This window comes from Microvirga aerophila, from assembly GCF_003332305.1.
Classification (GTDB): domain Bacteria; phylum Pseudomonadota; class Alphaproteobacteria; order Rhizobiales; family Beijerinckiaceae; genus Microvirga; species Microvirga aerophila.
On sequence record NZ_QOIO01000042.1, the window covers coordinates 26,467 to 52,296 of the forward strand.

The 25,830-nt window shown below is 59.7% G+C and carries 29 protein-coding genes and 1 pseudogene; 13 read left to right on the top strand and 17 right to left on the bottom strand.

The genetic code is table 11. The features are described 5' to 3' along the window. The first annotated feature begins 60 nt into the window (after positions 1 to 60). Complete coding sequence (locus tag DRB19_RS20315) at positions 61 to 423, top strand: hypothetical protein (RefSeq protein WP_114187854.1); 363 nt, start codon at positions 61 to 63, stop codon at positions 421 to 423. A gap of 29 nt (positions 424 to 452) precedes the next feature. Here the strand turns inward: DRB19_RS20315 and DRB19_RS20320 are convergent, their stop codons facing one another. From DRB19_RS20320 to DRB19_RS20340, 5 genes are read right to left on the bottom strand one after another with little or no spacing between them, the layout of a single operon-like run. Beyond that, positions 453 to 1,133 carry a polysaccharide deacetylase family protein gene (locus DRB19_RS20320; protein ID WP_162815778.1) on the bottom strand — a complete coding sequence of 227 codons (681 nt, stop codon included), beginning with the start codon at positions 1,131 to 1,133 and terminating at the stop codon, positions 453 to 455. Then, a complete protein-coding gene (locus DRB19_RS20325) occupies positions 1,126 to 1,428 on the bottom strand; it encodes a hypothetical protein (RefSeq protein ID WP_114187856.1) in 303 nt (100 codons plus the stop codon). The genes DRB19_RS20320 and DRB19_RS20325 overlap by 8 nt, the downstream gene beginning before the upstream one ends. Positions 1,429 to 1,464: 36 nt before the next feature. Continuing rightward, on the bottom strand, positions 1,465 to 2,436 hold the full coding sequence (locus DRB19_RS20330) for a carbohydrate ABC transporter permease (RefSeq protein ID WP_210207504.1): 972 nt from the start codon (positions 2,434 to 2,436) through the stop codon (positions 1,465 to 1,467). Then, positions 2,436 to 3,335, bottom strand: a complete 900-nt coding sequence (locus DRB19_RS20335) for a carbohydrate ABC transporter permease (RefSeq protein ID WP_210207505.1) — start codon at positions 3,333 to 3,335, stop codon at positions 2,436 to 2,438. Before DRB19_RS20335 ends, DRB19_RS20330 begins: the two co-directional genes overlap by 1 nt. A 36-nt stretch (positions 3,336 to 3,371) precedes the next feature. Next, entirely contained in the window at positions 3,372 to 4,664 is a 1,293-nt protein-coding gene (locus DRB19_RS20340) for an extracellular solute-binding protein (RefSeq protein WP_114187858.1), read from the bottom strand. A gap of 391 nt (positions 4,665 to 5,055) precedes the next feature. Between DRB19_RS20340 and DRB19_RS20345 the strand changes: the two genes are divergently transcribed. Together DRB19_RS20345 and DRB19_RS20350 are read left to right on the top strand one after the other, a co-directional pair. Next, entirely contained in the window at positions 5,056 to 5,265 is a 210-nt protein-coding gene (locus DRB19_RS20345; protein ID WP_114187859.1) for a hypervirulence associated TUDOR domain-containing protein, read from the top strand. A gap of 244 nt (positions 5,266 to 5,509) precedes the next feature. After that, positions 5,510 to 6,613: a catalase family protein gene (locus DRB19_RS20350; protein ID WP_114187860.1), complete on the top strand. Its 1,104-nt coding sequence runs from the start codon at positions 5,510 to 5,512 to the stop codon at positions 6,611 to 6,613. 64 nt (positions 6,614 to 6,677) lie between these two features. Here the strand turns inward: DRB19_RS20350 and DRB19_RS20355 are convergent, their stop codons facing one another. Together DRB19_RS20355 and DRB19_RS20360 are read right to left on the bottom strand one after the other, a co-directional pair. Further along, positions 6,678 to 7,220 (bottom strand): DUF2231 domain-containing protein, encoded by a 543-nt coding sequence (locus DRB19_RS20355; RefSeq protein WP_245439695.1) that lies wholly within the window; start codon positions 7,218 to 7,220, stop codon positions 6,678 to 6,680. Between the two features lie 343 nt (positions 7,221 to 7,563). Continuing rightward, a complete protein-coding gene (locus tag DRB19_RS20360; protein ID WP_114187862.1) occupies positions 7,564 to 7,905 on the bottom strand; it encodes a cupin domain-containing protein in 342 nt (113 codons plus the stop codon). A 364-nt stretch (positions 7,906 to 8,269) separates the two neighbouring features. Here DRB19_RS20360 and DRB19_RS20365 point away from each other — a divergent pair, with 364 nt between their 5' ends. Next, a complete protein-coding gene (locus DRB19_RS20365; RefSeq protein ID WP_114187863.1) occupies positions 8,270 to 8,713 on the top strand; it encodes a DUF3429 domain-containing protein in 444 nt (147 codons plus the stop codon). On the opposite strand, the gene egtD is transcribed toward DRB19_RS20365, so the two are convergent. The 6 genes and pseudogenes from egtD to DRB19_RS20395 form a co-directional block, all read right to left on the bottom strand. Further along, positions 8,699 to 9,652, bottom strand: a complete 954-nt coding sequence (gene egtD / locus DRB19_RS20370) for an L-histidine N(alpha)-methyltransferase (protein ID WP_114187864.1) — start codon at positions 9,650 to 9,652, stop codon at positions 8,699 to 8,701. The two genes, DRB19_RS20365 and egtD, sit on opposite strands and share 15 nt — an antisense overlap. Positions 9,653 to 9,669: 17 nt before the next feature. Then, the gene (locus DRB19_RS20375) at positions 9,670 to 11,328 is read right to left on the bottom strand and encodes a PAS domain-containing hybrid sensor histidine kinase/response regulator (protein WP_245439697.1); all 1,659 of its coding nucleotides are present in this window, start codon (positions 11,326 to 11,328) and stop codon (positions 9,670 to 9,672) included. A 5-nt stretch (positions 11,329 to 11,333) separates the two neighbouring features. After that, positions 11,334 to 12,155, bottom strand: coding sequence for an alpha/beta fold hydrolase (locus DRB19_RS20380; RefSeq protein ID WP_114187866.1), 822 nt, complete (start codon positions 12,153 to 12,155; stop codon positions 11,334 to 11,336). A 196-nt stretch (positions 12,156 to 12,351) separates the two neighbouring features. Continuing rightward, positions 12,352 to 13,533 (bottom strand): PAS domain-containing protein, encoded by a 1,182-nt coding sequence (locus DRB19_RS20385; RefSeq protein ID WP_114187867.1) that lies wholly within the window; start codon positions 13,531 to 13,533, stop codon positions 12,352 to 12,354. 32 nt (positions 13,534 to 13,565) lie between these two features. Then, a pseudogene (locus tag DRB19_RS31545) lies at positions 13,566 to 13,694 on the bottom strand (type II toxin-antitoxin system ParD family antitoxin); the annotation flags it as partial. 971 nt (positions 13,695 to 14,665) lie between these two features. After that, the gene (locus DRB19_RS20395) at positions 14,666 to 16,036 is read right to left on the bottom strand and encodes a PAS domain S-box protein (RefSeq protein ID WP_162815780.1); all 1,371 of its coding nucleotides are present in this window, start codon (positions 16,034 to 16,036) and stop codon (positions 14,666 to 14,668) included. 1,419 nt (positions 16,037 to 17,455) lie between these two features. Here DRB19_RS20395 and DRB19_RS20400 point away from each other — a divergent pair. From DRB19_RS20400 to DRB19_RS20440, 9 genes are all read left to right on the top strand, one after another. After that, positions 17,456 to 17,935, top strand: coding sequence for a hypothetical protein (locus DRB19_RS20400; protein ID WP_114187870.1), 480 nt, complete (start codon positions 17,456 to 17,458; stop codon positions 17,933 to 17,935). After that, on the top strand, positions 17,935 to 18,282 hold the full coding sequence (locus DRB19_RS20405) for a hypothetical protein (protein ID WP_114187871.1): 348 nt from the start codon (positions 17,935 to 17,937) through the stop codon (positions 18,280 to 18,282). Before DRB19_RS20400 ends, DRB19_RS20405 begins: the two co-directional genes overlap by 1 nt. Next, positions 18,279 to 18,476: a hypothetical protein gene (locus DRB19_RS20410; RefSeq protein WP_114187872.1), complete on the top strand. Its 198-nt coding sequence runs from the start codon at positions 18,279 to 18,281 to the stop codon at positions 18,474 to 18,476. The genes DRB19_RS20405 and DRB19_RS20410 overlap by 4 nt, the downstream gene beginning before the upstream one ends. A gap of 15 nt (positions 18,477 to 18,491) precedes the next feature. After that, positions 18,492 to 18,749, top strand: a complete 258-nt coding sequence (locus tag DRB19_RS20415) for a hypothetical protein (RefSeq protein ID WP_114187873.1) — start codon at positions 18,492 to 18,494, stop codon at positions 18,747 to 18,749. Beyond that, positions 18,739 to 18,993, top strand: a complete 255-nt coding sequence (locus DRB19_RS20420; protein WP_114187874.1) for a hypothetical protein — start codon at positions 18,739 to 18,741, stop codon at positions 18,991 to 18,993. Before DRB19_RS20415 ends, DRB19_RS20420 begins: the two co-directional genes overlap by 11 nt. 1,199 nt (positions 18,994 to 20,192) lie before the next feature. Continuing rightward, the gene (locus DRB19_RS20425) at positions 20,193 to 20,708 is read left to right on the top strand and encodes a hypothetical protein (protein WP_162815781.1); all 516 of its coding nucleotides are present in this window, start codon (positions 20,193 to 20,195) and stop codon (positions 20,706 to 20,708) included. Continuing rightward, positions 20,705 to 20,956, top strand: coding sequence for a hypothetical protein (locus tag DRB19_RS20430; RefSeq protein WP_114187876.1), 252 nt, complete (start codon positions 20,705 to 20,707; stop codon positions 20,954 to 20,956). The genes DRB19_RS20425 and DRB19_RS20430 overlap by 4 nt, the downstream gene beginning before the upstream one ends. Continuing rightward, complete coding sequence (locus DRB19_RS20435) at positions 20,953 to 21,327, top strand: hypothetical protein (RefSeq protein ID WP_114187877.1); 375 nt, start codon at positions 20,953 to 20,955, stop codon at positions 21,325 to 21,327. The genes DRB19_RS20430 and DRB19_RS20435 overlap by 4 nt, the downstream gene beginning before the upstream one ends. A 743-nt stretch (positions 21,328 to 22,070) precedes the next feature. After that, positions 22,071 to 22,355: a transposase gene (locus tag DRB19_RS20440; RefSeq protein ID WP_420870167.1), complete on the top strand. Its 285-nt coding sequence runs from the start codon at positions 22,071 to 22,073 to the stop codon at positions 22,353 to 22,355. Positions 22,356 to 22,524: 169 nt separating this feature from the next. Here DRB19_RS20440 and DRB19_RS20445 read toward each other — a convergent pair whose 3' ends face one another. The 4 genes from DRB19_RS20445 to DRB19_RS20460 form a co-directional block, all read right to left on the bottom strand. Beyond that, positions 22,525 to 24,510, bottom strand: a complete 1,986-nt coding sequence (locus DRB19_RS20445; RefSeq protein WP_162815782.1) for a hypothetical protein — start codon at positions 24,508 to 24,510, stop codon at positions 22,525 to 22,527. Then, positions 24,429 to 24,905: a hypothetical protein gene (locus DRB19_RS31715; protein WP_308494314.1), complete on the bottom strand. Its 477-nt coding sequence runs from the start codon at positions 24,903 to 24,905 to the stop codon at positions 24,429 to 24,431. The genes DRB19_RS20445 and DRB19_RS31715 overlap by 82 nt, the downstream gene beginning before the upstream one ends. A gap of 232 nt (positions 24,906 to 25,137) precedes the next feature. Next, positions 25,138 to 25,440 carry a hypothetical protein gene (locus DRB19_RS20455; protein WP_147021873.1) on the bottom strand — a complete coding sequence of 101 codons (303 nt, stop codon included), beginning with the start codon at positions 25,438 to 25,440 and terminating at the stop codon, positions 25,138 to 25,140. A 94-nt stretch (positions 25,441 to 25,534) separates the two neighbouring features. Beyond that, a partial coding sequence (locus tag DRB19_RS20460; RefSeq protein ID WP_162815783.1) for a transposase occupies positions 25,535 to 25,830 on the bottom strand: 296 nt, incomplete at its 5' end.

Sequence of the window (25,830 nt, forward strand, 5' to 3'; positions counted from 1 at the left end):
GACATCACTGGCGTGTGGGAGCCCGCGGCCCTGCTCGCTCCACCCTGTCAGGATCAATCCATGACACAGTCTGACATCCCTCCGACCCACACGATCAATCCCATCAATCAGCCGCCGGACTCGGATGCCCCAACCGCCGCAATGCTCAAGGCCGATATCGATAGCGGGGCAAGCGGCGACAAAACGAAGGTGTTCGATCCTGGCATGGCCATGCTGGGCACGTGCGAGGAAGCCTCCGGAACCCCATTAACGCCGGCGCAGCTTGCCTGGGCCCGGCGTCAGGAGACCTTTCACCGCTGGAGGAATGGCCTCAAGACAGGCATCGCCCACCACAGGCAGGATGGCTTCCCGACAGTGTTTATCGGTTTCATCGTCCTTCTGGGTACCGTTCTCGTGAGCGGAATCTCAATGGTTGGCCCATAACCTGGAAAGCTCCAGGGTCTGACCACTTCTCATGGTCGATCACACCAGTCCCGCAGGCGCTGAATTCGAAGGTTTGATACGACGAACTGGAAGCCTGCCGCATCAACGGCTTGATCAGCCTCCGGGTGCTCGCCATAAGCTGCGCCTCCGTTCCAGGCGATAGCGCGGACAGGATGTCCTAGCCTATGTATGAAATCGTCTTGTGAGCCGCTGGCTTCGTCCCAGAGTTTTTCCCTGGTAACGGACGCAGCGCTGTGGGTTCGTGTATGGCTCGCAACGACGTGAGCACCATCCAGAGTTGCAACTTCGTCCCATGAGAGTGCGATCCGAGTCCCTAGTGTTTCATCACTCTCGCAGGTGATGTTGTGATCCGCAGCGAAGCTCCACTGATCAGCTGCGCTGACAAAGCCTGTGATTACGAAAAACCAACCAACCAATCCGTGTCGATCAAGAAGCGGACGTGCCACGTCAAAGTTGTTACGATACCCATTGTAAAACGCGAGGATCAAACCGGGCCTGGATTTATGCCATTGCCCTGTTGTCATCACCCGGTCGAGGTCCTCAGCTGTGACCGGATCGAAGTACTGGGCATAAAGGGCGAACTGCCGTTCGTAATCCGCTCTCCGCCGTTCCGGCGTGAGGTGGAAATTAACGGTGCGGATAACAGCTCCCGCCTCGAAGGCCGCTGCAACGGCATCGAGTTCAAGCATCACGCGCCTCATCACGAACTTGGGCGAGCGCGGCCGAGCCGAACGTGCGGTCTGCAATCCACTCGATTACGCGCGAGAGGTCGCCAGCACCGTGCTCGCTCTTGTGAGGACCAGAACCGTTGACACCTTCGCGGAGCAATGGTCCGAGACAGCCCGAGGACGGGTCTACTCCAGCAACAAGGCTGGGCCCGTTTTCAAGCATCAGGATCATCGGGATTCCTTCCTCGCCGTAATTTCGACCCGCCAGAAAAGTGAGAGCAGCCTGGAGGCTATTGTGGTCTGGATCATCGGTCATTGTCCCTCTTGGAATATCTACTATCACAGTATGGGCTTACCCTTTGAGACTGCCCATGCTGAGGCCACGAACGTAGAAGCGCTGAAGGCACAAAAACAGCACGATGACTGGGATGACGGATACAGCGAGTGCCGCCTGCTGCAATGATTGGTTTCGCTCGTCAAAAAACTCGCTGCGCAGGAGTTGAATCCCCACAGTGACGGTCTGAAGCTCGGGGGCCGCTCGCGTGACTGTCATGGTCCAGATCACCTCGTTCCAGTGGTAGATCCAGACAAGAAGCCCGAGCGTCACCATCCCCGGACGCACCAGCGGCAGGGCTATGCGCCAGAACAGGCCAAACTCGCTGGCACCATCGATCCGTGCGGCATCGAGCAGCTCATCCGGCACCGTCAACATAAACTGACGCATCAGGAAAACGCCGTACCAGGACACCGCAAAGGGTAGGATCAGAGCAAGATAGCTGTCGAGCAGGCCTGTCCCCCCTTGCCCCAGCCAGTCGTTGCCGCCCGCGAACGGCCAGTAGCGCAGGATAAAGAACATTGGGATGATGAAAAGGAAGAACGGAAAGATCTGCGCGACGAGAACAATGCGCAAAATCAGGTTTTGGCCTCGGAAGCGGTACTTGGCGAGCGCGAAGCCGGCAAGCGCGCTCGTGACAAGCTGGACCACCGTAATGGCTCCTGTCACGATAACACTGTTCGTTAGCCAGGCGAGCATCGGCAGATCAGTGAAGGCCCGGATGAAGTTGTGCCATTGCGGGATTGCTGGCCAGTAAACGGGGGGCCGGGCTAATCGCTCAACCGGCGTGCGCAGCGCACCAATCAGCATGTCCGCAAACGGCAGGATCATGATGACGGCGCCGAGGCTCAGGATGCCGTATTTGACTATCCAGACGGCCCATTTACGTCCCGTTCGAGCATGCGCCGCTGTTGTCCCTGCATTCGTTGCATCCCTGGGCTTGGGCAAGTCTGCCTGAGCGGTTTTGGCTTTGTGCGAAAGCATCCGCATCAGTAGGCCTCCACACCCCCGCGCCGCAGGACACGCAATTGAAGGAGAGAGACGAGGAAGATGACAACAAGCAGCACATAGGCGGCTGCCGACGCGCGGCCTAGGCGCAAGTCCGTGAACGCCATGCCATAGATGTAGAGTGCGGTGACGTTCGTGCTGTTCACGGGCCCGCCCTCCGTCAGCACAAGGATCAAGGCAAAATAGCTGATGGCGGTGATGACGCTGGTGATGAGCACAAACAGGATGGTGGGCCGCAGCAGCGGCAGGGTGATGCTCCAGAAGATCCGGGCTTCGCTGGCGCCGTCAATCCGCGCCGCCTCGTGAAGGGACTCGTCGATGGCTCCGAGCCCGGCGGAGAATAGCAGCATATTCTGGCCAAGGTGCATCCAGACAAACACCATCACAACCGCGATCATGGCCGTTGACGGATCGTTGAGCCACGCCGGCCCGGCAATTCCGATGAGCGCCAAAAGACGGTTCAGAACGCCCCAAGGGTCCGCCAGGACAAACCACCAGATGAAGCCCACTGCGACGACGTTGGTGACCATCGGCAGGGAGTAGATCGAGCGCCACAGCGCCTGATATCGGCTCCGCGAGAACACCCCAGCGAGAAGAAGCGAGGCTGGCACACCGATGCCGACCACGCCGACCGTGAAGACAAGGGTGTTAAGGAGAGTTTTCAGAAACAGGGGGTCGCGTGTGAAAAGGTGCTCGTAGTTCGCCAGCCCTATCCACCGCGGGGCCACGAGGGAGTTCCAGCTGGTGAAGCTCAGGTAAAGGGAGGCGACCAGCGGCAAGGCGAAGAAGACAAGACCGAACAGGAGTACAGGCACCAGAAACAGGTACGGTGCCGTCTTCTGGGTCACCATTTTCGCTGGGTTGAGGCGGAGTGCTGACACAGTCAACAAGGCTCCCGCGGCACCTGCCTACTGCATTCACCGCGCCTCCCGCAGGATCGACTCGATCTGTGCATTGGCGGCGCTGAGAGCCCTCTGCGGGTCCTGGCGTCCGAGCCACGCCTCCTCGATTGCGCCGCGGATGGTGACCTCAATCTCGGAGGCCTGCGGCACGTTCTTTTCCGAAATTGCCCGGCCCGAGCTGATCGCCTCCACGTAGGGTCGTGTGAAGGGGTCGTTCACTTCGGCTTGCGACGCCATGATGTCAGCTTTGTTGGCAGTCAGCCCTCCCATTGTCATCAGCATGTCGCCGACGCATGAGCGTTTGCCCGGCTCGGATGGTGTGTTGAGCCAGCGCACCAGGCGCCATGCTTCCGGCTTGGAAGGGCTGCGTGCATCGACCCCATAGTAGAAGGAGTACTGATAGGTGCGCCAATCATCTCCACCTGGGATTGGGGCGACCCCCACCGTGCTCTCGAACTTGTCTCCCAGCCCCTGGCGGAGCGTGTCTTTGAACCAATTGGCTGTGATCATCATGCCGACAGAACCGCTCGGGAAGTCCCGCACCTGGATGGATGCGTTCGTGATGTTCTGGCGGAACATCTCAGCCTGTTTGGTGACAATCTCAACGGCTTCGGGCGCGGTCAGGTTCGTGGAGCGCAGGTCTTCGGTGAACAGCGAACGTCCCCGTGAGAACAGCAGTGTGCGGAAAGGGTGGACCGCATTGGCCGGCGTGGGGCCAAACGCATAGCCGGCCACTGTGAGCTTGCCTTGCGCGTCAGCCTTCGAGATTTTTGCTGCCATGGCGGCAAGCTCGTCCCACGTCTTCGGTGGCGCGGAATAACCTGCTTCTTTTAAGAGGTTCTTGTTATAAACGAGCAGATAGGTGCTGACCTCAGCCGGAACGCCCCAGATCTTACCGTCGACGGTCGCCGCATCGACAGTGCGGGCCTCGTACTCGCGCCGGACGAAATCGATGATGTCGGCCGGCGATTCGGCGAGGACGCCGTTTGAGACGAGCTGGACCCCCCATATGCTGTAGACGTTGTAGATATCGGGCGAACGGCCGCCGATGCGTGAAGTCAGGATCGTTTGCAGGAAGTCCCGGAAGGTCGCCTGTTGATGAACAATCCTGATGTTGGGGTTCTCGGCCTCATAGCGCCGGAAGCAGGCTGTCAGGGGCCGCATCTGCTCGTCGGTATAGTGTGTTGCGACCGTGATCGTTTTTTGTTGTGCCCAGACTGGCCCACTAAGACCGGCAACAGCCAAGCCACTGGTAGCTAGCAGACGAAGGGCCACTTTCAGCGAAAGTCCGACTGGGGCAGGTGACATGGAGACCCCCTTGAGCGCGATGAGCCGCAAATCCGGCAGTAAGCAGATAGGGCAAAGAGGCTAAGCAACTAGTGAGCAAAGAACCAAGCGATTTCTAAACTTAAAGCTTATAAAAGCATGCACATGACGCCTCTAAGTCCCGCGCATCTTGGATGCTATCATTTCGAGGTACCTACATTTCAGCAGTGCTTGATCCCTGAGGAGAGCTCTCTAAGCCAGCACGCTCGGGCATAAGGCAGTTGAAGGGATGCACATTGGAGAACCTACCCGCACAAAGCTGCATCATTGCATGGGCTGAACACTAGCCAGCCGCGTCAGGTTGACACTTTGTGGAACGGGGCAATCAGACCTGAGTTGCTGCATGAGAACAGGCCATCACGAGGAACCTACCATGGCGAAGTCACTCAAAGCCGGCGACAAGGTGTCTTGGGACTCCTCGGGTGGTCACAGCACTGGTAAGGTGGTGAAGAAGCAGACTACCCCAACGCAGATCAAAGGTCACAAGGTTGCGGCTTCAAAGGATAATCCCGAGTACATTGTGAAGAGCGATAAGTCGGGAAAGACTGCAGCCCACAAACCTGGTGGACTCAAGAAAGCGTAAGGGCCTTTCCACCCGAGCTGCCAGGCGCGCTACGCTGGAGCGGAATGCCCACGTGGCTGATGAACTATGAAAGTTGTGCGCGCTCTTTCAACGTCGGATTGTCAACAGATCCCGTCGGCTATTTTCTCCTCTCAGCCGGACCTGTGCTCGGCGTTCGCCCGGGTGGCACACCGTGACTTACAACTTCCGTAGGCACGCTACCTTTGCTTTTATTGCAGCTTCTGACCCCCTGATTGAGAATGATGTGACCGCGCAGAGCTCGCTTCACTATCTACCCTACGATGACGCTGTAGAGACGATCCCACCTGACGAGGACCACACCGTCCGGGAGATCATTGCCTCGCTTGCCCGGGTGAGCCAGACCCTCGCCAAGCGATACGAACATGCGGTCCGTCCCTCGCATGGAAAAAGCCATGGTTTGCTGAAGGGGACACTAACGGTGCTCCGCGGCTTGCCGGAGCCTTTGGCACAGGGTCTCTTTGCCGTACCTGATACCTATCCCTTAGTCGCTCGTCTCTCTACCGAGCCGGGAGATCTTCTGGCGGACACCATCCACACGCCCCGGGGGATTGCCCTCAAGGTAATCGGCGCATCAGGCCCGATGCTCAGCGGCCACGAGGGGGAAATCACGCAAGACTTTCTGCTCAGCTCCGGCCGGCGCTTTGCAGTGGCAGACCTGAAAGGTTTTCTCAGAGTGCAGCATTTCCTTGAGGGGATCTCAGGCCTACCTGAGGGAGCAAAGCAAGCCGGCACGGCGCTCGGGTTTGCTGTAAACAAAGCGCTGCATCTCCTCGGATCCGACAGCGTGCTGCTGGACTTCTTCGGGCATCCCCACACCCATCCCTTGGGCGAGAGCTATTTCAGTCAGGCACCCCTGCGGTATGGCCGCTATGTGGCAAAGCTTGGTTTGTTTCCGGCATCGGAGAATCTGCAGAAGCTCGTCGGCACGACCTTGGATCCGTCTGTCGGCTCTTCCGTGCTGAAGGACGCCGTGGTGGCTCACTTTGCCAAGCACCGGGCCAGGTATGAACTGCGCGTCCAGTTGCGCACGAGCGCAGAGACAATGCCTATCGAGGACGCATCGGTGGAATGGCCGGAAGATAAAAGCTCATTCTTAACTGTAGCCGAAGTCGCCTTCCCGCCCCAGGATGCTTATAGCCCGGCACGGCAGGTCTTCGCCGATGACAGGCTCTCCTTCACACCGGCTCACAGCCTCGCAGATCATCGTCCGCTCGGTTCCCTCATGCGAGGGCGTCTCAAGGCCTACGGCGCCATCGCGGCGCTTCGAACGGAGCTGAATGCCGGCCAGCGCGTCGAGCCGCGCGGCCTTGACGAGATCCCGGACTGAGTTGCTCCCCTAGTCACCCATAGCAGCACATTCGTCCCTGCCCACGATGTGAACTGATGCTCATTCACGGGACGTAGCGCTTCTCCTCCTCGGTGTGCTGATCGCCATGGCCAGCAACACCTACCATGTGGCGGTAGGACAGTTCCGCACCGGCCCAGCCCGTTACGCCGAGCACTACCACTGTTGCGGTTGACAGTCCAATCTCAGCCGCGCCCGGCATGACGCCTGCCTGGCGCTTTTGGCGCAGCGCGAGGTTGGCAGCCGCAAGGCCGAGCGCAAGCGGGTTGCCATAGGCGTGAAGTTTGCCGACCGACTTCTCGCGGGCGCGGCGGATGGTGAAATAATCAATGGCCCCAACCGCACCTGCAACGAGCCCTGTGACAAGACCCGCGCCAAGCATCCAGCGGGATGTGCGTGACCAGAACGGATCCTGGGTTGCACGCGCCGCAACGTCGGTGGCGAGCGCCGCAGTTAGGAAAGTGATCGGATACGGGATCAACATAGGGTGAATAGGATGACCCATGACCGCAGCAGTACTCGGCAGCCCACGGGCAGGTCGGGCGCGGCTTCCCTGCTCGGGCTGCGCCGTTTCGCGATCTTCCTCCATGCGATACGGCCCGGGCCGTCCATAAGGTTGGTATGGGTCTTGGCGACGAGGGGCTTGTTGCTGCTCCGGCCTCACCTGGTGCATGGGGATGATCCCTTCAGAGGATTGTGCTTAGTTGGGCAACGCGCGCAATCCGCGTCCGGCTTATTCAGCTATCAGCGGCGGACTGCCGCAGAGTGTTTGTGAACAGGACTGCTAACCACTCCCCCAATCGTCACTACGGGGCTGACATGTTCCTAGAACCACAGTGGAGGATCACTTACCGCCTTCTTAGATCGGACCGTGCGCCTTCGGTCACAAGGAATGGCGTCGATCGCCATTTCACCATCGGGCTGCTAAAGGACTAAGACTGTTCACGTCCATGTACCTGAGCAGGTGGAGCTGTTGCCTCAACGGCAGTGAAGGTCTCCAGAATGCGGTAGGTATGTTCCGAGCCCGCAGGCACCACCCAGGAGTCGCCTGGCTCTAGCCGTACGGTCTGGCCCTCGATCTCCAGTTCAGCCCGTCCCGAGATCACGTAGCCAACCACCTCGTACTCCTGCCGGTGAGCCGGCTTGTCTCGGCTTGGTGGTTCATCGCGCCACATGCGCATCGACAGCCTCTTGCCTGAGGCAAGGTAGACCTCACCCTGATCACCTGTCGGTGAGTGGGCACTGCTTACCTTTGTCACGGTTGTGTCCGTCATGTCATCCTCCCTGCACAAGGCGGCCAGCCCTTAAGTTCTTGTGGAGTTTGGTTGTCATATGTTCCCGCCGCTTTGCCCCTGGCTTGCATCCTTCTGGCGGTCGAACGCTCTATCGCAGCGCTCAACATGGGCAGAGGCCCGCTGCTGGACCTCCTGCAAGCTATGGCAGGGGTTCTCCACGTCGTGTTTGCAATAAGGGCACATCATCGGGGCAGCCTCCGCATGGCCTGGGATGTGAGGCAACGTGTGGACAACAAGCCGGTTTCAGCTTGGGTGCACCGATATGGGAACGAAAGCCAGGCTGATTGACTAGCCAGTCGCATGGCACATTTCCCCACTCGCACTTCAATATCAGGAACTGCCGATGCCTACAGATACGATCCCGCGACCTGCTTTGTTCCTCGGCTGGGCCGGTGTCGTGCCGTTCGCCCTGTTTGCGGTGGGATCTGTTCTGGACATCCACCTGTGGTCGTGGGATCCGACAATGGCCCTGCGCGCGTATGGCACCTGCATCCTGTCGTTTATGGGCGGAGCGCAATGGGGCTTGCTGCTGCCACGGGAGGGCGGTCGCGCGCCGTACTTGCGTTACCTGTTCTCGGTTCTCCCAGCGCTGCTCGCGTTCCTATGTCTGCTCATCCCGAGCACGCCCGGCATGATTGGGCTCGTCGTCGGCTTCCTGGCGCTGCTGGCCTACGACCTTTCGACTGTCCGTCAGGGCCTCGCACCACGATGGTATGCTTCTCTGCGGGTTCAACTGACGCTAGCTGTTGTCGCTCTGCTGGGCATCACTGTCTTAGCTCGATTGTAGCAAGTGAAGGCAGAAGCGGTTCTGCTCATCGCACCAGCACTTCATAGGTTGCCACCCGGCTTGGCTTGCTAAGCTCTGGAATGTACCAGGATCATACTTATACGAAGTGTCCGTGTGGATGCTCTCACCGATCTCGAACGTGATTGGGACATCCCCAACCTGATACATCAGTGGTTTGGTAGCAACCAGATGAGCCTCAACGCGGAACGGGTTATGCTGCACGCGGGCCTCGTGGCGGAAGTCACCGGGATCGAATGCAGTGCCGAGAAGGCGATTGAGGTGGACCAGCAGGTTCTTATGCAGATCAGCCATAAGACCATCAGCCTGGCTGTAAGCGCGAAACAGGCTCTGTTCATCACGATTGGGATCGGCTCCAACCAGAAACCAGCTCGGCCCAAGTGTCTCGCGTGCCCGCGTCAGAAAGGCGACGGCGCCTGCAGGATCGGAGTTGCCGATTGTAGAGCCTGGGAAGAACCCAAGGATCGGAGCTGCCCCGCGCTGGATTGGAAGGCTGATCTGCTTGGTGTAATCCGCGCAAACCGGAGAAACCTCGATCCCCGGATAGTCCTCTGCAATTCGCAGTGTGGCGGCTTCGAGATACTCACGTGAGATGTCGAGCGCGACGTACCGCGTCGGCGCAGTGAAGGCATCGAGCAGTAAGCGAACCTTGTGGCTTGCTCCGCTGCCAAACTCGACGATCGTTGCTCCAAACCCAACCAGGCTGCCAATCTCCTCAACCGTCGAGCGCAGGAGAGCACCCTCGCAGCGGGTGAGGTAGTAATCCTGCGTGTGGCAGATGCGGTCGAACAGGGACGAACCCGTCTCATCCCACAGGTACTTGCCGGGAAGCGTCTTCTGGGCACGAGACAGACCGCCAAGCACATCCCGCAGCACCTCATTTCGCTCAATCAATCTGGCCTCCTGCGTGAGTATGGTCATTGATGAGGTTTCCGCCTTTAGCCTCCGTCGAGCATGCGCCTTACCTTGGAAGCCAGTTCGGCCGAGGTGAAGGGTTTCCCGATCAGGTGCATGCCGGGATCCAGACGGCCATGGTGGACGATGGCGTTCGAGGTGTAGCCCGTGGTGAACAGAACCGGCAGCCCTGGCCTGCGCCGGGAAACCTCGTCTGAGAGCGCACGCCCGTTCATCCCTCCGGCCAGAACGACATCGGTGAAGAGGAGCTGGATCTCCGGTTGCCGCTCGACGATCTCCAGAGCCCCTCGACCGTCGCCGGCCTCGAGGATGCGGTATCCGAGATCCCGCAGTGCCTCGGCGGTGTAGGTTCGCAGATCGGGCTCATCCTCAACGACCAGAATGGTCTCGCCCGTGCCTCTCACCATCGCGGGGCTCTTTGCGGGCATCTCGGCAGGCTCCTCGTCGGAGCCGATCAGGCGCGGCAGGTAGATCTTGATCGTCGTCCCTTCACCCAGCTCGCTGTAGATCCGCACATGGCCGTTGGATTGCCGCACGAAGCCGTACACCTGGCTCAGGCCCAGGCCGGTTCCCTTGCCGGCTTCCTTGGTGGTGAAGAACGGCTCGAACACCTTCTCCATCGTGGCCTTGTCCATGCCGGTACCGGTGTCGGAGACGGCCACGAGCACGTACTGCCCAGGCGGAACAGGCTCGGCCAAAGCCTCGATATAGTTTTCGTCGAGACGGGCATTGGCCGTCTCGATGGTGAGCTTGCCGCCATCTGGCATGGCATCGCGGGCATTCACGGCCAGATTGAGGATGGCGTTCTCCAGCTGGTTCGGGTCGGCCTGGGAGCGCCAGAGGCCGCCTCCGAGAACGGTCTCCAGAACAACGACCTCGCCGAGCGTCCGCCGCAGGAGATCGGACATACCGGCCACCAGCTTGTTCACGTCAATGGGTTTGGGATCAAGCGGCTGACGCCGGGAGAAGGCCAAGAGCCGCTGGGTCAGGGTCGCCGCGCGTCGGGTCGCCTCCATGGCGTGAGTGGCGGCGCGCTGGAGCCGGTCGGCATCCTCGGGCAGGCGGCGTTGGAGAAGCTCGATGTTGCCGACAATGATGGTGAGCAGGTTGTTGAAGTCGTGAGCGATGCCGCCGGTGAGCTGTCCGATGGCCTCCATCTTTTGAGCCTGCCGCAGGGCCTCCTCAGCCTTCAGGCGCTCGGCCACCTCCTGGGTCACCCGCTCCTCGAGGGTCTCGTTCAGGCGCTTGAGCTCCTCGGTCGCGTGCTCTGCCTTCTGCCGGGCAAGGAGCAGCTCCCGCTCGTATTGGCGCCGGTCGGTAGCGTTGAAGAGGGTGATGCGATGAACCATCGGCCGGCCATTCGCATCCCGCTTCTGGAGCATGTTGGCTAAGACCGGCAGGGAGCGTCCGCCGGCACAGGTCAGATCAAACGCGATCTCATTGACAAAGCCCTGCATCCGCAGGAGCGGCGTCAGATGCGTGTCATAGAAGATCTTGGCGCCGATGCTCAGCAGCTCCTGAAAGCACCTGTGGCCGACGACATCCTGCCGCTCCATGCCGATCCAAATGAGGAACGTCTGGTTGGCTCGGATGATGGTGCCGTCGGGCAGGGTCGACAGGTAGCCGCAGGGGGCGCTCTCGTAGAGTTCCTCGGCCGTCTCGATCAACGAGCCCTGGTCCATTTTCACTACGCAACGGCCTTTGCCGGTGTCGGATCGTCCAGAAAGGCTTCCATGGCAGCAATCGTCTCCTCAGGGGCACTCAGGTTCGGGCAGTGCCCTGTGGCTTTCAATTGAATGAACTGACTGCCCTCAAGGTTCTGGTGCATGTAGCGCCCAACGGCCTCGGGAGCAATTGCATCCTGAGAGCACTGAAGGATGAGCGCCTTCGTCTTCACGCTGGGCAGATCAATCCGGTTGTCCGAGAGAAAGGTCACGCGAGCGAAGTGCTTGGCGATCTCGGGATCGGTGCGGCAGAAGCTGTTGGTGAGCTCCTCGCCGAGCTCAGGGCGATCCGGGTTGCCCATGATCACCGGGGCCATGGTGCTCGACCAGCCGAGATGGTTGCTGTCGAGGAAGTCGAGCAGGCCCTCGATGTCCTCCTGCTTGAACCCACCGACATAATCGCCGTCGTTGATGTACCTTGGCGAGGGGCCGATCAGGACCAGGCGGTCGAACCGCTCCGGCTCCCTGATGGCGGTGAGGACCCCGATCGTAGCGCTGACAGAATGGCCGACGAAGATGACGTCCTTCAGGCCCAGCTCCCGGCAGATCGCCAGCACGTCGTCGGCGTAGCCGTTGAGCGAGCCGTATTTCGCCAAATCGAAGGCGGCGGCATCCGACTGCCCGTGCCCGACATGATCGAAGAGGACTATCTTGTAGCGGTCCTCGAAGGCCGGCGTGATGAAACGCCACATGTTCTGGTCGCAGCCATAGCCATGGGCAAAGATCATGGGCTGCTGGCCGCGCCCGAACACCTTCACATTGTTTCGTTCGAGAACGGCAGACATGGGCGCTCCGGGCAGTCCTAAACCGATAGGGGCCGCTCGCTAAGGTGGGGTGCGAGCTTTGCAGTTCAGATGCCCTATCTAAATGGACTGGCTGTTCTTTCAACATCCGGGTTTGCACACCAGCCATTCGTTGCCGAGCGAGGTCCCACACGGAAGCTCTCCTCTCCTGTCCTCAAGGCTGATAGCGGAAGTCCTCCTACAGGCCATACTTTGAAAACTCCCCGTCGGGGTTGCGCATCGGAGCGAGCGAGAGTGCCGCGTCGAAGAGGCTGCCGTCCTTGCGGCGCCTGACACTCTCAAACTTCACCATCTCTCCTTGCCGGACCCGCGCGAAGTTCGAGGCCGGCTCATGAGCCCTGTCCTCGGGCATCAGGATCGACACAGGTCGGCCGATCGCCTCTGCGGCTGAATAACCGAAGACCTGCTCGGCTGAGGGGTTCCAGGTCAGGATGGTACCGTCGGGCGCAAAGCTCATGATTGCATCACCGGAGGCCACCACCAGGGCGGCCAGGTGAGCATTGGCTTCTTGGGCCTGCTTCTGCTGCGTCACATCCCGCATGAACAGAGCCAGTCCGTCCTGGGACGGGTAGACCCGCAGTTCCAGCCAGGCCTTGTGGCCGTCAGGCCAGACATACTCGTGCACAAGGCGTCCCGGGAGGCGCTCGGCCATGGCTTGCTTGCACAGGCGACCGAGTTCCGCCTCCGCGCTGCCGGGCCACGCCTCCCAGAAGCTCTTTCCGACAATCTCCTCGCGCGGCCGGTCCTCGATCCGAAGCGCCGCACCATTGATGTCGAGCACTTGGAAATCCGGACCCACCAGGACGAAGCCTTCGCCCATGCTGTCGAGAATGTCCTGGCTGCGATCCCGTTCGGCCCGGAGCAGGGCCTCAACCCGGCGGCGCTCGGTCACGTCGTTGAACACGCCGATCATCCGCTCCAGTTCGCCCTCGGCACCTGCGACGGCGTTGCTGATGCTGACGAGAGTGCGGATCGTTCCGTCAGGACGTCTGACGCGGTACTCGGTTTCCAGGCTCGCCTGCTGTTCCCGCGCGGTCTGCACCTCGCTTGAGACGCGCTCCAGATCGCGCGGATCGATGCGCCCGAAGATGTCGAAGGCTGTGACCGGCTGACCCGACGGCAAGCCGAACATCTCGTGGCTGCGCTCGTCCAGGAACACCTCATTTGTTCGCACGTTCCAGTCGAAGGTTCCGAGCCGGGCGATGGAGAGCGCCGCATTCAGGCGTGTCTCCTCCTCGGCAGCCCTGGCCAGAAGGACGGCATCTGTCCCAGGTCGAGCCTGCTGCCGGCGCAAGCTTTCGGTGTGAGGTGTCGGAGCAGCCCTGTGAGGTGGCAACGGCTTCGGATTGTCACCGTGCATGGCGGGCCCGGCGGCTTGGGAGCCTCTTCTCGCTGGAGGAGGCGGAGCGCGGCTCGTACGACCTCACTGGCGCTTTGGTAGTCGCCCGAGGCGACACGCGCTTGGATGAAGGCGCTCAGCTCTGCCGTGAGAGAGATATTCTGGGAGATGCGGTTTGCCATGGACTGGGCGAGATAGTGCCCGTTTGTGGCACAGCAAGGGGAGTGGCTTGGGCGGCGCGAGGATAGCTTGGCCGCTGGATCATCTGAATATCTGACCGTCCCGCGGCACCTCCGCCAAGGAAACCCTTATCAGGGTTCCGTCAGCTCTCACGAAGTGTGGGAATGATGTTCATGTTGGAAATGACATGGGCCTATCTCGTCACGGATCGTCCGAAGCGGAAAGGCCGCGTAGGGCCAAAAGCCGTCCGTAAGAGCGGCCGTGCAAAGGTCCGCTCATCTCGAAATTGCGGACCTTTGGCTATCCAGCGTAAGTGAGTCGAAGTTCGGGCGGATTACGCGAGTTTCGTCCACTGTTACCCGGGCAAAAACAGCTGCAGGACTGAACACACAAGAACGCGATAAAAACCCTTTCCGGTGAAATGTTTTAGGTGGTGAGCGCGCTGGGACTCGGACCCATGACCCTCTGATTAAAAGTCAGCGGATTTATGGGACGAGCTACACACTCGTGGGAGGCGGGCCCGTCTTGGTTCCCGAAGACCTATTGCCCAGAGTTAAATCAAGTTTTGAACCAGCATCACGATTGAACCTGTATTCCGCAGGACGCCTCCTGTACGGCTTGGGTTTTGATGTCTTTCCACAGAGGAGCGATCCTCATGAAGCCCTATGTTCTCCTTTCGGCAATCGGCTCGACGACAACCGATCCAAAGCTTTCTTGGCGTGGCCTTGGGGGAGCCGGAAAGCATGGTGGTGCAGCAACAGGACCGGCAGTACATCCGTGCCTGTCCTTGTCCCTGAGCCGAGCGGCCACGACATCAAGTTGAGGGGCTCTCCATGACACGAGCCTGTATGACAGGGTTGTCAGCTTCATTCTAAAATCGGCCTGAATTTGTTTGAGCAATGCGGTTTGCAAAGCAGCCTCCGAGTTGGCGCTCCCAGTGCCTGGCGGATGACCTGCGCCGCAGTCCGTGTGTTCACGGCGTGTCATTTGCAGGCACAAGGCAAAGCGTGGTGGACTGGTCGAGGGGCTGGATCACGCGCACGCTGTACCGAAATTGCCCTTGCTCGTCGAACACCGCATTTGCTGTGGCGGCAAACCGTGTCACAGAGCCATCCTGTCGAACATAACTCTGCTCGAGCGCATAGGCCTTCCGTTCACCGGCCACATGCTGCTGATACAAGGCCTGCTCATCTGTCGAATTTTCCGGATCGGTAAGATCAAAGATGCTCCGGGTCAGCAACTCGCTGCGCGAGTAGCCGGTCAGCGCACAGAACCTGGCATTGACCATTACAAGCCGCCCGGTCAGGTCCGTCTCGCCAATGCCAACGCCGGCATGCTCCTGCGTGGCCAAGAGCCGTTCCTTGGCATTCCGCATAGCGTGGACCTGGGCAGCGCTTTCCATCGCAACGGAGGCAATCTGACCTAGCTGAGTGAGCAGGGCCTCATCGTCGGGTGTAAACTCTCCGCTCTCTTTGCCGGACAGCATGACCGCTCCCATCATGCCGCCACCCTGTGCCCCGACGAGTGGCACAGCCAGCATACCCACGAGCGGCCTAGGCGATGCTGTAGGCTCCTGCCCACCATGTGGGTCTGGTTCTGGTGGCCATGCCGCGGTTGGAAGCCGCACCGGTACGCCAGACCGAATGACTTGCGTGGAGATGGCGGCTGCGGCCATGCTGATCGCCAGAGCTGACCCTTGGAGGCACTCTTCGGAGAGCGACAGGGCCACCGAGGTATGAGGCCACAGGCCATAGGAGACGGTCTGAACGGCAGCCCAATGCGTTCCGATGATCCCACGAGCCTGATCCGCGATCTCCTGCAAGGTCGCCTCAGGCGTGCCGACCGCCGCAATCCGGGCCGACACCTCCGCCATGGCCTTGAGCTGCTCCTGGTGCCACTGGGCCCTGGCGAGATAGGCCTGCTTTTCCTGCTCAATCAGGATCCGTTCCGTGATGTCATGGTGGATCACAACTGCATAGACGGCTCCCATATGCTTCAGGCGGGACACTCGAAGCTGGAACCACCTCTGCTCATCGGGGGAGTGGCACGGGTACTCCAGGACAAAGGTGCTGTCGCCGGACAGGACCGACCGGACGCCGGCTGCAGCCGCTCTCGCGCAGGGAGCATCGCCTCCCGTCGCACGCGCGCACACCTCAAGGTAGTTGATGCCAATATGCGAGCTGTCACGGGCCTGATTGGCTTGGCCGAAGTCCTGCCACGCCCAGTTGGTGGCGACAATCGTTCCACTCTGGTCGAGAACCGCGATAGGGGCAGCCACAGCATCGAGAATGCCCTGAGCTGAGGGAATGGCTGGGATCCCGTTCTGCTCTGACTTGGGAGGCATGGCCATGCCCTCCAAGAGCGTGGCTTGGATACAGGACAACGGGCACAGGCCCGGTTCCGTTCACCTAGGCTCGCAAGTTGTTCACTCCAGTTCATGGGGGAAGCATGCCTTCCGAAGGATCTCAACGCCGAGCTTGCTATGGGACCGCTAGGCCAACCGTCGCTGGCACCGGCGCATTCCGCCCTGCTAGGCACGGGAAGGTGGCGGTTGCTCTCCCTCCGACGTTCTGCTCTTCCCCTGCCCTCTCCTCGTATCCCGTAAATACTTATTCGAGCAGCCAGCACTCCCGAGCTCCTGCCCTCATCCTGTCTATGAAGGCGGCATAGGACTTCGATAGGCGAAGGTTCTCTCAGTTGAGGCTTTTTGATCCCCGCTCCTCGCAAAAGCTACGCTGCGGCCGGAGGTTTAACCATTGATTTGTCTTGACATTTCTGCGACGATAGAAGTGAAAATAGAATTGACTACGGCTTGGGCCTAAGGCGCGCACTATTTCTCGGATGGTATTGTGAGCTGCTTCGTTTGGGAGCTGATTGCGGGACTTGTGTCGACCTCTGCTCGTCAGCTAAGCCGTTGAGGCCCCTTGTTTTGAAAGCATTTTCTTGGACGCTGAGATAGCCCTCCCCTCTCCCGCTGGTTAACGGAATGGCTTAAGGGACGTGTTCAAACGATCGTTTGCTCCTGCGCTTGGAAACCGCTCAATTCGCACATTCTCGGGCTGCGGGTTTATGACCTGCGGGCCCGAGCAGCTCAATAGGCGCAGCTTGGTTGAAGCAGTTCAATCTCGCGGTTCTTCTACGCATTATGCGCCAGAACTGGCATGAGCCTTCCGAGGCGCTCCAGTGGCTTGGCCGAAACGGAAGTTGGTTCGGACGGCAGGGTCGCTAGGATCGGCGTGTACTCGAACGGATTGAAGGTTACAGGGCAGAGACCCCTCGCGCGGCAAAAAATTGATGTTGGCACGGGCTGTCCAGTTCCAAGCTTCAAGAACCTGTCGCGTTGCCGCGCCAGTAACGATATGCAAGGGCGGCTCCGAACGTGTGAGCACCGTTCAGCCTTCTTCATTGCGGGTTTTACGGAGCCTATGGCGGGTGGGGTGACGCAACCGCGCCGGAAGAGTGGTCCGAGAGGCCGCCATCCACTGTCTCCATTCCACCCTGCTTCCGATTTCCGGAGTGGTTCCCGCCGTGATGGAGATGAAACGCTTCGGCGCGGGAGCGGCCGCGTCAGTGCCGCCGCCCATAGCGCTGCCTATGTCCGCCGCAGCCAGAATTGGGCGTCGGTGATGCCGTCGCCGATCTTGGCTCACCGCAGCGGATAAAGTTGAAAAAAGATATTGAGGTTTGGAGATCCGCTCAGGCAAGTTGGGCTGACTGATCGGGCGTTTTATGGTCAGCCAATCAATTTTTAGGAACTTTTTACATGTTTATTTCAACGGAGTCCGCCAGGCTGGCGGGCAATAAGCTGTCGCGTTCTCACTTTGCCCCGGCTGAGGACGGGACGATTGGATATCTCGGCTTCGTCCTCCACCGGGCCAACAACTCTGTCAGCGGCGTCGTTAAGATCGTCCACGACGCGGCGACGGCGGATGCCGCTCGGATGGAGGCCGCCGCCCGTGCGGTGATCCCTGACGATGAGGCCCTTTTGTGCGCCAAGCTGGCCTCGACTTTCTGCCTGGGCATTCTCAGCGGGGAGGACCACGCCGCTGTTGCTTGCGCAAGCGTGCTCCACAAGAACAAGGGATTCCCGACGGGGATGCTGCTGGGCGCCACTCTGACAGACGAGGATACCATTGATCTGACCAAGCCGTTCACCCTGGCCTGTGGGTTTGAGCGCACGGTGGAGGAAGAGTACATCGCCCTGAACGCGATCATCCATCAGCTCCTTAGGGAGGACGAGTGATGGTATTCGTGACCAATCACGCCAAGTGGCTCGTCGAAGGTATGGGCAGCGTGGACGACGTCACCGTTCGCCTCGGCACGGTCGTGTCCCGTGGCCGCTTCGATGCCGGCCACAATCAGGATGTCATGTGGATCAATGAGATCATGCGCTACAACATCCCGACCTATGACGAGATGATCCAGTGGACGCGGGACCGCCGTACGGGTGCCAAGCTTCACCGGGTCATTGTCGGCTCCGTACGCGTCGATGATCGGTACTCGCACGACCGTGTGGAGGTGCGCCTTGGGTTCAAAACAGCCGCACAGGCCATCCACTTCATTCTGAGGTGGTATGGGGAGGCCGCATGATACCGAAATTCTCCTTCCACATCACCTGCAACGTCACCGAGACGGCCGTCGTGATCATCGACGCTGACTCCATTGAGGACGCTCACGACATTGCGCTGGACCCGAACTTCTACAACTACGCCCCGTTCTGCTTGGACGAATTTAACCACTTTGAGGTCTATTTGCCTGACCCCGACGCCTATGAGGTGTTGTGAATACATGCCTATTATGTGAACGCCAAGGACCCCAACAGGGAAGACCTGTCGATGCTGGTGGTGGCCGACTCTGTCCATGAGGCTGGGCAGCTCGTCGTAGACTATTGGGCCACGATGGAGGCCACGCCTGATCCGGACGGCGTGATTTCTGCTTTTAAGGTGCCGTCGATCCCCGATACCAAGGGAGTCATCGAGTGGACCGCCATGCCGGTCGAGGAGTGTGTTGTAACAATGCCGGATACATCAGGATGGTGGGGTGAAGATGATGAATAACATTGTGCCGCCTGGAGAACTGACTTACGCCGGCCTGACTTCCGGCGTTGACGATGATCTGCATGCGATCCTTATGGAGACGATTCGCGACTTTCTGACGGAGCGGGTGATCACCTTCACGCCTCGGACCTATTCCATGCGTGGCGAGGACGATCTCATCGGGATCATTGATGGCGAGTTCAGTCTCGTTGAGTTGGTTGACGCGATCATGGCAAGCATTGCGGATAGAGCCGAAGACCAGTGACCGGGACTCTATACTTCGTCTCGGCCGAGAGTCTCTACGGTGCTTCAGTCCATTTGTTCGTGTCGGCCAAAACTCCTGATCAGGTTGGTCAGGGGCTCGCCGATTGCGTCAGGGTTGTGCGGATCAGAATCGACCGGGCCGGTCAGATGCCTGAAGATCCTTGCCTTCATGGTGCCGACCAGATGCGAGCGCTGGCCTGACGCCTCTCGCAGTCCCTCTATCGTGCAGTGGGCTGCCTGCCGATACCGCAGACCTTGCGTGAGCGAGTGACTCCCCTGATCTTGACTCTTACGACCCGGCCATCGGCATAGACTTCGCCGCCGATGGCCGCCGTTGTGATCTCAGCTCCCATCCACTCAGGCCTTCAAAACTTCGTTCCGCCGACGGGCGAAACCCTTCCAGACAATCCACCCGATTATAGGTCATCTGTTTTTACCCGTCATGCCGGCCTAGTGCGCCAGTGGCCTGCGCCGGCAGCGCAACCATATGCAGGCCATGCTCATCGAAATCCTGCACCAGCTCACGTCGGGGTTATGATACGGATCGCCTCGGCTTCACCGACGCTGCTCTCCACCGCAAAGCCGGTCCGATCCTCGCCGCCGTAGTTCTGGCGCGGCCGCTTGCTCATAGCTTCTGCTGTTCGGCAGCCATTCTGGCTGTAGTCAGGCAGAAACTCCACTAATCCTCGGCAAATATCCCGAGCCACCTCTGACCACTCGTTATCTTGCGCAGCTGGAGATCAGGGACGGTTTTATCGTGCTTAACGAGCGTGGAATCCCCAAGAGTGGCAACCCAATCCAACTAGGTAATCCCAACAACGCCGCGGTGGAGCAAATTCGAAAGGTGACTGAATGCCCGGACAACGATGCCTGTTTGGTGTCGGTGGTCGGCGAGATCACCAAGCGGCAGCCTGCGGGCATCACCCACCGACAAAAACCTCGAACGCATTCCCACGGGCAGGTTCATCACGCCGCGCGGCGAAAGCAAGTGGCAGGTCATTCAAGTCAAGCGCATCGTCCCCGGAACAGAGCCAAGATAGCGCATATGTAGGTTGCTTGCCTCATGCCATCAGAGGGCAATGTTAAAGGCAGAAACAGCAGGTGCCTGCGTCATTACATGCGTGTTTGGTAAATACACAGCGCGGTCGATACCGTCTTAATTTTCCGCATCACGAGAATATTGACGGCGCGAATCCGACTATGGGATTCTTGGCTCCATTGCAAAGGAGCTACATTTTTATGACCAACGCCGCTGAACGACCTGTTAATGGAAGGACCGACCAAGCCGACACCCTTACCGGGGTGATCACCTTCGTGGCGAAGCAGGCCAAAAGTTTTTATGACGCGAAGCCGGACGGAGACTGGCCCATGACCATCTTCGCATTCTCGCCGACCGGCTGTCATGTTCTGCAGACGCATTTTAACGTGACCCGGCGCGAAGAAACATACGCCGCATTCTCGGAAGCTTTTAAGGAACTCGGCGTAGAATCCTACGTCGTTGCCTCGGAGGCCTGGGCCGGGCGCAAGGGCTCGACTACGCCCCCATTCATGCAGGCGGATCGCCGTGAAATTCTTCTGATCACGGCAGTGGACATGACCGGCACCGCGACCATGACCATGGATATCACGCGAAATCGGAAAGGCAAGGTCATCAAGCTGACCCCCGGTGTGATAGCGCGCGATGGAGCCGGACCGCTGACGGAGCTGCTGGCATGAGCAAGTACCACTTTCTCTCGATCGAATGTCGGCCCATTGACTTGACCACGGCACCGGCCAAGCTCGCTTTCGTCTGCCAGGATGTTGAGGGCACCGAGGTGGCCACGACCAACATCGTGTGGATCCTGGTTCGCTCCGAGCAGCAGACCAGCTCCGATGTTCGGGTGAAAGGCCGCGCACATTACGACTGCAACTTCCCCGATCTTTACGATCGTATCGATCATCACCTGGAAAGGATTGCGACATGAGCGAGGAACTGAAAGTGCTGGATGTTCCGGACATCAGCACCGAGGATCGCGCCCTGGTGATTGCGTACGCAACGGGCGCCCCATGGTTTCGAAGCGAAATTATCCGTGATGCGACCACATGGGCACGTTGCGAGGCGGACCGCCACGCACTCATCGCAGCGTTTCCGTTCGTCCTCGACATGCGTCAGTACAAAGTCTGGGACGATGATGAGATGCTTTCCGACGATGTCTGTTGTTGGCTGAGCGAACACGTCGGCACAGGCGGTCCGTGGGAGTCTACACAGGAGGTCTATGACTGGGCCGATCACGGGTGCATCGTCGGGTTCAAAAACGAGGCAGACGCCCTTCTGTTCAAGCTGCGCTGGGCCTGAGCATCGAGAAGCAATCGCTCCTGCACCGATCAAAGAATATCACCGAAGGCACCTCGGTTCAGGAGGTCATTATGACCAGCGACCTGATCGTGTCCGCGATATCTGCAGGCATTTGTGTTATGACGCTCCTTGCCTTCAACACCCAGAATGCTGAAGCATAGACCGTCCAATGCGCCATCTCCCGATGTCCTGTGTCGCAGGAAGTATCACTGTCTTTCGCGGTTGCAGTCGCCTCTGTCGGACGCAATCTCAAGTGCGCGCTCTAGAAGCTTTGACAGCGAGATCGGGATCATGCAGGCCAAGTTGGCTGCGGCGCGCAGCGTCGGGGTCAATAACCGGCGCGAAGGTTCCCGTGGTGCCATCACCGCGGGTGTTTGTCATCTAAAACTGGCGCACCACCGTGCAAGCGGCAATTCTTATTGAGGTATCCGTGGATAACAAGGGATCGAGCCGCTCGTACGCCCAACGGCTATGCGCATTACGCGATCAGCATTGCCATCCGTCCGCACCGCCCAAGTTCTAGGCCTTCAGCGTCGAGATCCGTAACTTGGTAGATTATCGCCGTCGTAATCTTCCGTCTCGATGGCGGCATGGTTTCAAATGCCCTGTCTGGTTCCGTCGCGGGGGCGCGCTACGGGGCATTGCCAGCATCGGTCTATAACCTGTTGCTCTGACCGTAACTCGGTTCTCGACTCTGGCGGACAGACCGCCGGTGGCTCGTGTTCCTCCGCGGCCTGTGCCTTGTGCTAGTCCACAAGAGCGAAAAGGCTGTGCAGTGCCTGAAACAGCGCGGAGTCTGGTTCCTGTTTCTACCGGCTTATTCGCCTGATCCTAATCCCATTGAACAGGCCTTCGCCAGGATCAAGGCACACCTGCGCAAAGCCGAGGCCCGAACGTTCGACGCGCTCTGGCGCGCCCTCGGTGACATCTGCAATCTCTTCGAGCCACACGAATGCTGGAATTTCCTCAGGGCCGCCGGGTATGCGTCCGTTTATCCGTGCGATGCTCTAGCCTCGCTGACCCGATGACTGGCGCTGCGGCTGACGCTGGTAAGTGAGACGGTCATAACCGTCTATTTTTCGCCTTTCGCTGTGATGCTGGCGATCCCGTTTCTGGGAACAGGTCCGCACCGCAGGCTGGATTGATGGGGCGGTGCGCTTTCTAGGCACTCTCTTTGTCGTCTGGCCCGGCGGGGGCTCAATCCCCTCGGCGTGACCTCCTCCACCCTTGCCAGCGCCGGACTCGCCACCGCCTACCACTTGCTGTTGCGCTATCTTGGCGGCTCTGAAGGTCCTGTCGCCATGCTCGACTAGACCACGCCGGTATCTTGTGCGTCCGGCGCCTGGCTTTGGATTCGTTAGGGAGGGGGGTATCATGTTCTGCGATTTCGGGTGCACACGTGCAGACGTCAGCCTCGGCTCTTCCTATGCTTGCCGCCACCATTTCCACTGTGGGCAAAATCGTCTGCTCCTGCGGCAGTGGATCGGCGAGCACATAACGAGCAGGTCTGCCACGTGACATCTCTCCATTACCGAGATAGCCACGCCGTGCCGCTGCCGCACAGCGTCGGGACGTCGATGAGTGGTCGATTCCGAGGTGAACTGCTACTTCCGAGACCGATGCGCTGCCATGCCTTTTCTGGATCAAGCCAACAACGGTCACGGTCTCGCGCATCGTTGCGGGGACAGTGGCCTGCACGCCCTCTGACATAAACTCGGCCACAAGCGCGCGGACCACGGCGTAGTCCTGAAGCGTCGCCACGACTCGACCTCGGTCATCGCGCTTTCGGCTGGCTTGATGCAGAAGCGCATGAGCGCGAATGAGTTGGAGGAGGAGCCTTGCGTCTCGGCGCAGGCGCACGGCAATTGGCGGGATGAGCCCGACAAGATTTTCTGAGAAAGGAATAGTAACCTGCGCGTCTGAGGCCGCGATCCACTGCTGCAGGGCAATCCAGGGAGCCCGATCCACATCATCTCCCTGATCTTCGCGGGCGAGGGCGTCCAGAATGGCCCGGGTCTGGTCCTGGCTGTCGGCCAATGTAATCGAGATCAGGCGGGTTTCGTTCTCCGGGTGCAGACTATCGCGCGTTGTGGTCACGATAAGGCCGCTTGGACCAGGACGCTCGATGAAGACAGTCGCGTATCCCTCAGTGGTCTTTACCACCGTCTCATAGCGCAGGTATCCTTCGCTGAGGAGCGAACGGATCAAGTAAGAGACCATGTCGCTGGCCATGGCGTCAGCTTCGGTGAGCACCAGCATCCGGTGCTGCAGCGGCTCTTGGCCGTAGACCAGCGCTAGCTCCGACATGGCGGTCAGAGAATAGTAGGATGTGGGGCAGGAGAACGACAGCACCGTTTCGACGAGATAGCTTTTGCCGGCCGATGAGGGGCCTTTCACCACAACAGAGATAACCCGGTCGAACACGCGGCTGGTTAGTGCCAAGTAAAGCAATTTCGCCTCACGCTCCACTCCGACTAGGCCGACGTGTGGAAGATGGGTGGCTAGCCGATCCAAGATGGCAGGGTCACGCGCGAGCTCTTCGCACTTTCCCCACGCATTCTCCCGGGCAGACTCGGCCTGTGTGCTCACCTCGTCAGACCAGGCGATGCTAGTATGGAGAGCCTGCTGCCAGCGCGCTGCGAAATGCTCGGGTCCGGCAACGTGCATCGCACTTACGTCTTTGAAGCCGGCGAGACGGATAATGCGGACGCGATCCCGCAGACCCGATTTCTTGACCCACTGCAACATTGACTCACCGCCCTGGTCGGGCTCGATGACGACGTAAATGACGTCGTAGCGGGTCAGGTGAGGAGCATCACGCTCCTCCTTCCAGACGCTTGCTCCCGGTATGCCGACAGCATGGATGCCGTGCCACCAGAGCGTGTGGGTGTCGCTTTCTCCTTCTACAAGCACGACGTCGCGCTGTTCGCGTAACTCCCAAAGCCCATAGAGACAAGGCGTCGACCCATGTCTCCATCGAAAGCGATTATCCGTACTCTCGCCCTTAAAAAGAGCTGTCCTAAAGCGCACGGCAACCTCCTGACCGCTCGCGTCTCGGTAGGGAATCCTCACTGCGGGGGCGCTATGATAGCTGATCTCGGTCAGATGCAGACCCTTGAGGAATTCCAGCGGCAGTTGCTTCGCCCGCGCATAGTCCTCGAGGCGGCAGCCCCGCGTGTGCACGTGTGCAGGGGAATCAGGGGAGACAGCACCCTCCCCCCAGCCCGGGGCCGTGAAGTACGACCACTGGTGCGCTTTACCGGTGCCGGCATGCCAAGATCACGACTAAGGTCGTGGGCGGCGTCACGCTGGGAGACGTTCCGCAGATAAGCCAGTAGACTAATGGCATCACCGCCCCGGTCGCCCGTGGCGAAATCGGCCCACCGGCCAGTCTTCAGGTTGATCTTGAACGATCCTCGCGCGTGATCCTTGCGGCGCGGATTGAGCGCGACCCACTCGGAGCCCTCACGGTGACCGTCCGGCAGCCAGCGCTTGAGAAGTGTCGGAAGCGCGGCCAGTGCCGCCTTGGCGACGGTAGCGAAGAATTCTTCGGCTCGGCCATAGTTGCGTTTGGACATGAGTCAACACTCCGCCTGAGACCTGCGGTCGAAATCAGTTGCTGCTGTGTGCGTCAGAGAAAGTGAGCTAAGCTCCGTCGTCGTTTGTTCTCGGCCGCCAGTTTGCTGCCTCGATAGGCATGTAGCGACGCTCTCCAACGCTCGGCTTCTTCCACGTCAGCAATCGAGTGGGTACCGAGCTTGAGCACTCGGAGATCGCTCTTGTTGAGCACGGAATAGAATTTCACGTGCTTCAGGCCATAGAGCGCGAAAAATTTTTACTGAAATCAAGCGGGTCCCGATTTCCGGCGGTCACCGAGAGCGCCCGGCCTTGCCTGGGGAAAACAAAAACGTCTCGGTCCTCTGGCGCCATGGCTGTGACAATCGCCAGCGCCGGGGTGGCCAGTGGCACGCGATGGTCTGGGCCTGCTTTCATGCAATGGGCATGAACGGCACAAACGCCATGCTCCAGATCGAACTCGCTCAGCCACGCGCCCGTGGCCTCGCCGCTACGGGCGATCTTGCGGCGGTTGCTCCTGTAGGTCCTCTCGGTCATCCAGGCCTCCGGAAGAAATATCCACGCGCGGTCTAGCGTGGGCGTGGTGTACTTGTTCTTGACCATAAACAGCCAAGCAAGCAGGCTGTTGGAACTAGGTCGTGTGGACGGATTTGATGAGGATGAAGCTCAGAGCAAGAGCAACGAAAGAGCCGTAGTTCTCGTCCGTCTTCTCGCAGCGTAAAGCAACGCGCTTGAACCGCTTGAGCTTTCCCATGGTCTGCTCAATGCGAGCCCGCCCACGATAGAGCGCCTTGGGAAAGAACTTTGGCTTCTCTTTGGTGGTCGTGCGATACGGAATGGCCGGGCAGATGCCACGGGCGCGAGCGGCCTGTCGGTTGACCTTCGCGGCATAACCCTTGTCGCCCACCGCTGCCCGCGGCGTGATCT